An 8,299-nucleotide genomic window follows, 5' to 3' on the forward strand; every position below is an offset into this window, starting at 1 on the left:
GCTGCCTCAGCAGGCGCAGAGCATGCGCGCGGGACGGTCGCGGCTCGTCGCCTGCGCCATTCGCGATTTCGACATTCCGCGATTTGCGCCGTTCATCAAGGAGGCCCAAGCGGTCCTGCGCGAGGCCGGATACACTCTGCTTCTGGCCAGCACCGACGCGGCTGTCCAGCCAGATCCCGGCCACGATACCGATGAGATAGGCCAGCAGATTCCACGGTGAGAAGATGCGCCCGAGCAGCAGTGCGCCGGCCATGGTGAGCCGAAACGCATCGAGCCAGGGCATATGCACCAATCGCGAACACTCGACGAGGACCGTGATCACCACCGCGATGTCTGCGATTTGCATCCGCGACTGTCGCGGCAGCAAAGCGGCAACGAGCAGAAACACCATCGTCGCCCACAACAGCGAGCCACCGTACTTCACGACGAACGCAGGCAGCCCGAGCGGAAAGCCATACCAGCGCAAGCTCAGCCCGCAGGCTATAACCGTGAGCGCGAGGGCGGCGCGGACCAGCGATGTCCGTAGCAGCGCAACAGCCTTGCCCGGCTGCGTCTCGTGCATTGCTCGCTGCATTGACTCTTTGCCTGCGATGCTGAAAACCGCCACTGACCCGAAAAAAGCAACAAGCCCGGGAGGAAGCCATGAGCCAGACCACCACCTATGCCGGTTCCGCCGGCGCCGCCGCCAAGTCGGATATCGAAACCTCGACCATCCGCGCCATCTCCTGGCGCCTGATTCCGTTCCTGGTGCTGGCCTATTTCTTCTCCTATCTCGACCGGGTCAATCTCGGCTTTGCCGCGCTGACGATGAATGCGGAGCTGAAGTTCACGCCGCTGATCTTCTCCTGGGGCGCCGGCATCTTCTTCATCGGCTATTTCATCTTCGAGGTGCCGAGCAATCTCGCGCTGGAGAAATTCGGCGCCAGCCGCTGGATCGCCCGTATCATGGTGAGCTGGGGCATCATCTCCGCTCTGATGGCTATGGTCAGCGGCGTCACGAGCTTCTACGTCCTGCGCTTCCTGCTCGGCGTCGCCGAGGCCGGCTTCTTCCCCGGCATCATCCTCTATCTCACCTACTGGTATCCGGCGCAGTATCGCGCCCGTTTCCTCGCGGCATTCGCCATCGCCGTGCCGGTCTCGACCGTGATTGGCGCGCCGGTTTCGGGCCTGCTGCTCGGGCTCGACGGCATGATGGGGCTGAAGGGTTGGCAGTGGCTGTTCATCATCGAGGGCATCCCGTCCGTGCTGCTCGGTATCGTCACCTGGTTCTATCTCACCGACAAACCGGAGAAGGCGGACTGGCTCTCGGCTGAGCAGAAGGCTTGGCTGAAGGCGAAGCTCGATTCCGAAATCGCGGCCAAGCAGGCGGTGAAGCATTTCTCGCTCGGCGAGGCGCTGTCCTCGCCCAAGGTGATCGCGCTCAGCCTGATCTATTTCGGCTTCGTCGGTGCGCTCTATGGCATGCAGTTCTGGCTGCCGCAGATCGTCAAGGCGTTCGGCCTCACCAACGCCCAGACCGGCTTCGTCACCGCGATCCCGTATCTCTTCGGCACCATCGCCATGATCCTGTGGGCGCGGCATTCGGATGCGAGCCGCGAGCGCGTCATGCATGTCGGCGCGCCGCTGCTGCTCACCGCGGTCGCGCTCGGCGTGTCCTCCTATCTCACCGATCCCACGCTGACGATGGTGGCGCTGACGGTCGCCGCGATGGGCGTGTTCTGTTGCTTCGGTGTATTCTGGACGTTGCCGACCGCCTGGCTGTCCGGCACCGCGGCCGCCGGCGCCATCGCCCTGATCAACTCGATCGGCAACCTCGCCGGCTTCGGCGGGCCCTATTTGATCGGCTGGGTCAAGGAAGCCACCGGCCAGACCTCGACCGGTTTGCTCGTCCTCGCCGTGCTGCCGCTGATCGCCGGCATTCTGGTCTTCGTCGGCAGCCACGACAGCAAGCACGAGTTCGCCGAGCAGGGGCGGTAAGGGGGGCTTCGCACGGTGGGCAAGGGCGCGCTCGTCGCGCTCCGTGCCCACGGATCTCCTCCCGGGCTGACGGGGTGGGCACGCTCTGCTTTTGGCCTCGGGCTCCGACGGACGTCCGTTTGCCCACTCTACAATCGCACCTTCGCAATATGGCCATCCCAATCCTGACCGCCCCTTAACGATCACGCTTTCCTGATGACTGACGATTATTGACTTTCATCAGTGATTAATCGACATTCCTCAAATCGAGATACAGGAGTGTCCTTCGATGTTCGTCCGGTCGGTTTTGTCCAGCTATTCCAGGCTCTTGGCGGGTGTGTCGCTGGCTCTGATGGCCGCGGCCCTGGCCGGGTGCAATGATACGGTTGCCGAGAAGGCCGAGCCGCCGCGGCCGGTTTTGGTTGCGACCGCGCATTATGGTGCCGAGACGCCGGAGCGCAGCTTCGTCGGCACCATCAGGCCGCGGATCGAGAGCGATCTCGGCTTCCGCGTCGCCGGCAAGGTTGCCAAGCGCCTGGTCGAAGTCGGCCAGACTGTCGAAATTGGCCAGCCGCTGGCCACTCTCGATGAGGTCGACCTCAAGCTCCAGGCCGAGCAGGCGGTCGCCGAGCAGACCGCCGCGACCGGTGTGCTGGCCCAGGCCGCCGCCGCCGAGCAGCGCGCCAAGGACCTGAAGGCCAAGGGCTGGACCACCGATGCGCAGCTGGATTCAAGCCGCGCTGCCGCCGACGAGGCACGTGCGCGCCTGAACCGGGCCGAGCGCTCAGTCGATCTGACCAAGAATTCCCTTTCCTACGCGACGCTTGTTGCCGACGCCCGCGGCGTCGTCACCGCAACGCTGATCGAGCCCGGCCAGGTGGTTGCCGCGGGCCAGGCTTCGATCCGTGTCGCCCGCTTTGCCGAGAAGGAAGCGGTCGTCGCGATCCCTGAGACGCTGGTCGGACGCGCCAAGTCGGGCGTCGCCAGCGTCACTCTTTGGTCCGAGCCGGACAAGAAGTATGCGGCCAAGCTGCGCGAGATCGCGCCGGCAGCCGACCCGGCCACACGCACCTATCTGGCAAAGTTCTCGCTGCCCGAGGCCGACGACAAGGTCGCGCTCGGCATGACGGCGACGCTGACGCTGTCTGACGCCGCAACCGAGCGCGTCGCCCGGCTGCCGCTGTCGGCGCTGTTCAACGAAGGCGGCAAGCCGTCCTTCTATGTCGTCGACGACAACGGTGGCGTCACGCTCAAGCCGGTCACGGTGAAGTCCTACGAGAGTAAGGACGTCGTCATCACGGGCGGCGTCGACGAGGGCGCCAAGATTGTCGCACTCGGCGTGCAGAAGCTCGATCCGAGCCAGAGGGTGCGGATCGTGTCGTCCTTGTCGTTCTGATCCGTCGTTTGAAAGTCTGGTCCTTCGGACCATCCCGGAATGAGAAGAGAAGCGAGTTACGTCGTGTGAGGTGAGTTTCGGCCTTTGTCCCTAAGCAAAGGCTGAAGCGGCGAAGCGATCCAGAACCTGCCCAGCCCCCTGGATTGCTTCGCTGCCTCGCGACGACGGCTTGAATAGAGCGGCTGTCGTATTTGCAACTGGATCGTCTTTCGGAGAGAGCGATGAAGCGCTTCAACCTTTCGGCCTGGGCCGTCAGCCATCCGACGCTGGTGCTCTTCCTGATGATCGTCCTCGGCGTCGCCGGCTTCTTCTCCTATGAGAAGCTCGGCCGTGCCGAAGATCCGTTCTTCACCGTGAAGGTGGTCAACGTCTCCGTGATATGGCCGGGCGCGACCGCGCAGGAGATGCAGACCCAGGTTGCCGATCCCATCGAAAAGAAGATCCAGGAGCTGCCCTATTTCGAGAAGGTGCAGACCTATTCCAAGCCCGCCTTCACCGCGCTCCAGGTCACGTTCCGCGACAACACCCCTCCGAAGGACGTGCCCTACCTCTTCTATCTGCTGCGCAAGAAGCTGGTCGACGTGCAGGGCCAGCTGCCGTCGGGCATTCTCGGGCCCGTCGTCAACGACGAGTTCTCCGACGTCGATTCCATCCTCTACATGATGACCGGCGACGGCGCCGATTATGCCCAGCTCAAGAAGGTCTCCGAAGGTTTTCGCCAGCGCCTGCTCAAGGTGCCCGGGGTGACCAAGGTCGACGTCTACGGCAACCAGGATGAGCGCATCTTCGTCGAGTTCAGCCATGCCAAGCTCGCCACGCTCGGCATCACGCCGCAGGCGCTGTTCGATTCGCTCGCCAAGCAGAACAACGTGACGCCGGCCGGCACGGTCGAGACCTCGTCGCAACGCGTGCCGCTGCGCGTCACCGGCGCGCTCGACGGGGCCAAGGCCGTCGCCGAGACGCCGGTCGAGAGCAACGGCCGCGTGTTCCGTCTCGGCGACATCGCCACCGTCACCCATGGCTATGTCGATCCGCCGAGCTTCGTCGTCCGACAGGAAGGCAAACCCGCGATCGGCATCGGCGTCGTCACCGCCAAGGGCGCCAACATCCTCGAGCTCGGCAAGGAGGTCGAGAAGGCCACCGCCGAGTTCATGAAAGCGGTACCGCAGGGGGTCGACGTCAAGCTGATCGCCGACCAGCCCAAGGTGGTCGAGCACGCCGTCGGCGAGTTCGTGCATTCCTTCATGGAAGCGCTCGTCATCGTGCTGTTCGTCTCGTTCCTGGCGCTCGGCTGGCGCACCGGCATCGTGGTCGCTTTGTCGGTGCCCCTGGTGCTCGGCATCGTCTTCATCGTCATGAACATGATGTCCCTCGACCTGCATCGCATCACGCTCGGCGCGCTGATCATCGCGCTCGGCCTGCTCGTCGACGACGCCATCATCGCGGTCGAGATGATGGTGGTGAAGATGGAGCAGGGCTGGGACCGCATGCGGGCGGCGTCCTTTGCCTGGGAATCAACTGCGTTTCCGATGCTCACGGGAACGCTGGTCACGGCCGCTGGCTTCCTCCCCATCGGCTTCGCCAATTCGGCGGTCGGCGAATATGCCGGCAGCATCTTCTGGATCGTGGCGATCGCGCTGGTCGCCTCCTGGTTCGTGGCGGTGATCTTCACGCCCTATATCGGCGTCAAGCTGTTGCCTGAGATGAAGGCGCACCACAACCACGATCCGCACGCGGTCTACGAGACCCGCATGTACCGAGGCCTGCGCGCCATCGTGCGATGGTGCGTCAACCACCGCATCACCGTGGTGGTTGCCACGGTCGGCGTCTTCGTCGCCTCGATCGTCGGCTTCGGCCATGTGCAACAGCAATTCTTCCCGCTGTCGGAGCGTCCCGAGCTGTTCCTCCAGTTGCGCCTGCCCGAGGGCACCGCCTTCAACGTCACCGAGAAGGCGGTGAAGAAGGCCGAAACGCTGCTGAAGGACGACAAGGACATCGAAACCTATACGTCCTATGTCGGCCAGGGCTCGCCGCGCTTCTGGCTCGGCCTCAACCCGCAGCTTCCGAATGAGGCCTTCGCCGAGATCGTCATCGTCGCCAAGGGCGTCGAGGCGCGTGAGCGCATCAAGGCCAAGATCGAGAACGCGGCTGCCGAGGGCTTCCTGTCCGAGGCGCGGGTGCGCGTCGACCGCTTCAATTTCGGTCCTCCGGTCGGTTTCCCCGTCCAGTTCCGCGTGATCGGCCCCGATGCCAACAAGGTGCGCGAGATCGCTTACCAGGTGCGCGACGTGATGCGGCAGAACAAGAGCGTCAAGGACGTCCAGCTCGACTGGAACGAGCAGTCGCCTTACCTGAAGCTCGTCGTCGACCAGGACCGTGCCCGTGCCATGGGCCTCACCCCGCAGGACGTCTCGCAGGCGCTGGCGATGCTGATCTCGGGCTCGCAGGTCACCACCGTGCGCGACGGCATCGAGAAGGTCGGCGTGGTCGCCCGTGCGATCCCGTCCGAGCGCCTCGACCTCGGCGGCGTCGGCGATCTCACCATCACCTCGCGCAATGGCGTGGCCGTGCCGCTGCAGCAGATCGCTAAGATCGAATATGCCCATGAGGAGCCGATCATGTGGCGGCGCAACCGCGACATGGCGATCACCGTGCGCTCGGACGTCGTCGATGGCGTGCAGGCCCCTGATGTCACCAACCAGATCACGCCGAAGCTGAAGGCGATCAAGGACCACCTCGAGCCGGCCTACCGGATCGAAGCGGGCGGCGCGTTCGAGGAATCGGCCAAGGGCAACGCCTCCATCTTCATCCTCTTCCCGGTGATGGTCATGGTGATGCTGACTCTGCTGATGATCCAGCTGCAGAGCTTCTCGCGCCTGATCCTGGTGTTCTTGACCGCGCCGCTCGGCATCGTCGGTGCCTCGCTCGGCCTCAACGTCGCCAACGCCCCGTTCGGCTTCGTGGCGCTGCTCGGCCTGATCGCCCTTGCCGGCATGATCATGCGCAACACGGTCATTCTGGTCGACCAGATCGAGACCGACGTCAGCCACGGCCTGACCCGCCGCGAGGCGATCGTGGAAGCGACCGTCCGCCGTGCCCGACCGGTGGTGCTGACGGCGCTCGCCGCCATCCTCGCCATGATCCCGCTGTCGCGGTCGGCGTTCTGGGGCCCGATGGCGATCACCATCATGGGCGGCCTGTTCGTCGCGACCTTCCTCACGCTCCTGTATCTGCCGGGCCTCTATGCACTTTGGTTCCGCAAGAGCCTGGACGAGGCCGGTACGCCCGAGCAGCCCGCCGCGCCGCAGCATGGCAGCGATGAACATCCAGCAATTCCGCTTGCTGAAGCGGCTGAATAAGTGAGATGAAGTGCTGAGCGATGAGTCCTGACTGATGGCCCTTATTTCGGAACATATCGAAGGCGACACCCGGGATCGTATCCTCGAGGTGGCCGAGCGGCTGTTCCGCCAGATCGGCTACCAGAAGACCACGGTCGGCGACATCGCCAAGGAGCTCAGAATGAGCCCCGCCAACGTCTATCGCTTCTTCGAATCGAAGAAGGCGATCCATCAGGCGGTCGCCCGTTCGCTGATGGGCGAGGTCGAGCTCGAGGCGCAGCGGATCGTGGCCCGGCCCGGCCCGGTCAAGGAGCGCTTCCGCGAGCTGCTCACCACCATCCATCGCATGAACACCGAGCGCTATGTCGGCGACAACAAGCTGCACGAGATGGTCGCGATCGCGATGGAGGAGGACTGGGACGTCTGCGTGGCCCATATGGAGTGCATCGCCGGCGTCGTCGGCCAGATGATCGCGCAAGGCGTCGCCTCCGGCGAGTTCGAGGCGCCGGACCTGCAACTGGCCGCGCTCTGCTCGTGCACCGCGATGATCCGCTTCTTCCACCCCCAGATGATCGCCCAGTGCGCCACCAAGCCGGGCCCGAACATCGACCAGATGATCGATTTCGTCATCGCGGGTCTGTCGCCGCGCCACTGACGGGGCGGCGGGTTTCCCTCTATAAGCAGCCGGTCGCCCGGGCTGACCGGCTGGAGGCGGCCAGGACGGACCAACAGACTCCGTCATTGCGAGCGCAGCGAAGCAATCCAGACTGTCTCCGTGGAGGGATTCTGGATTGCTTCGCTGCGCTCGCAATGACGAAAAGGAAGCAGCGCGTGACCGACAAAGACCTGTATTTCTACGAGCCCTCCAAGGGCCACGGCCTCAAGCACGATCCCTTCAACGCCATCATCGCGCCGCGGCCGATCGGCTGGATCTCCTCGCGTGACAGCAAAGGCCACGTCAACCTCGCCCCCTACAGCTTCTTCAACGCCTTCTGCTACGTGCCGCCGATCATCGGCTTCTCCTCCACCAACTGGAAGGACACGGTCGAGAACATGCAACAGACCGGCGAGTTCGTCTGGAATCTGGCCACGATGGACCTGGCGAAGCAGATGAACGCGACCGCGGCGCATGTCTCACCCGAGGTTGATGAGTTCAAGCTTGCGGGCCTCACCGCCGTGCCCGGCAAACTCGTCAACGTGCCGCGGGTGGCTGAGAGCCCCGTCGCCTTCGAGTGCAAGGTGTCCGACATCGTCCGCCTCAAGGGCGCCGACGGCAAGGAGGCCGACGCCTGGCTGACGCTCGGCGAGGTCGTCGCCGTGCACATCGACAAGGCCTTGATCAAGGATGGCGTCTATCAGACCGCCGCCGCCCGCCCCATCGTCCGCGCCGGCCGCCGCGGCGATTATTTCGAGATCAAGCCGGAAAACATGTTCGAGATGATCCGGCCGGATTAGGCCGGGCCACCGTTCTCTCCATACGTCATTCCGGGGCGCGCCGTCAGGCGCGAGCACGGAATCCATTCCTCCACCGACACTGCCGCATGATGGATTCCGGGCTCACGCTTCGCGTGCCCCGGAAGGACAGCGGAGAGACATTCCCCCCCATCCC

5 protein-coding genes and 1 pseudogene are annotated in these 8,299 nt (G+C 64.3%); 5 read left to right on the forward strand and 1 reads right to left on the reverse strand.

Annotated elements, in window-relative coordinates; translation table 11 throughout:
• Nucleotides 1-163: 163 nt before the first annotated feature.
• Nucleotides 164-562: pseudogene (locus EHH60_RS35700) on the reverse strand (ribosomal maturation YjgA family protein); the annotation flags it as partial.
• 80 nt (nt 563-642) lie between these two features.
• Here EHH60_RS35700 and EHH60_RS35705 point away from each other — a divergent pair.
• The 5 genes from EHH60_RS35705 (at nt 643) to EHH60_RS35725 (ending at nt 8,145) form a co-directional block, all read left to right on the forward strand.
• Nucleotides 643-1,977, forward strand: a complete 1,335-nt coding sequence (locus tag EHH60_RS35705; protein WP_124163859.1) for an MFS transporter — start codon at nt 643-645, stop codon at nt 1,975-1,977.
• 268 nt (nt 1,978-2,245) lie between these two features.
• Nucleotides 2,246-3,352, forward strand: a complete 1,107-nt coding sequence (locus tag EHH60_RS35710; RefSeq protein ID WP_124163860.1) for an efflux RND transporter periplasmic adaptor subunit — start codon at nt 2,246-2,248, stop codon at nt 3,350-3,352.
• Nucleotides 3,353-3,573: 221 nt separating this feature from the next.
• Entirely contained in the window at nt 3,574-6,711 is a 3,138-nt protein-coding gene (locus EHH60_RS35715; protein ID WP_124163861.1) for an efflux RND transporter permease subunit, read from the forward strand.
• Between the two features lie 34 nt (nt 6,712-6,745).
• The gene (locus EHH60_RS35720) at nt 6,746-7,345 is read left to right on the forward strand and encodes a TetR/AcrR family transcriptional regulator (RefSeq protein WP_061878580.1); all 600 of its coding nucleotides are present in this window, start codon (nt 6,746-6,748) and stop codon (nt 7,343-7,345) included.
• A gap of 176 nt (nt 7,346-7,521) precedes the next feature.
• Nucleotides 7,522-8,145 carry a flavin reductase family protein gene (locus EHH60_RS35725; protein WP_124163862.1) on the forward strand — a complete coding sequence of 208 codons (624 nt, stop codon included), beginning with the start codon at nt 7,522-7,524 and terminating at the stop codon, nt 8,143-8,145.
• Nucleotides 8,146-8,299 lie beyond the last annotated feature (154 nt).

Origin of the sequence: Bradyrhizobium sp. RP6 (assembly GCF_003837805.1) — a bacterium.
GTDB lineage: Bacteria > Pseudomonadota > Alphaproteobacteria > Rhizobiales > Xanthobacteraceae > Bradyrhizobium.